Genomic DNA, 300 nt, shown 5'->3' on the forward strand with positions numbered 1-300 from the left:
CTCCAGGCGCATCTTCATCCCCTTCTTGCCGTTCAGGTGGTACGTCACGCGCGCGACGTCCTCTTCCACCTCCGTGGAGACCTCCACGCCGGTATCCACGCCCGTGTCCGTCTCATCCGAGGGATTGTCGATGTCCAGGATGTGGTCCATGGAGACCGTCACGGTCATGCCCGAGTGGTTGATCTGGTAGCCCAGCGTGGCGCGCTCCGGCTCAGTGCTGGACTGATACTTCGGAATGAACACGCGATCCTGGAACTGCTCACCCTTGCGCGGGTCGAAGCCCTCCTCGCCGGCCACGCG

General features: G+C 63.7%; 1 pseudogene. It reads right to left on the minus strand.

The window, feature by feature from the left end:
- A pseudogene (locus CYJ76_RS12080) lies at window positions 1–300 on the minus strand (hypothetical protein); the annotation flags it as partial.

Origin of the sequence: Kytococcus schroeteri (genome assembly GCF_002847825.1) — a bacterium.
Lineage (GTDB): Bacteria > Actinomycetota > Actinomycetes > Actinomycetales > Dermatophilaceae > Kytococcus > Kytococcus schroeteri.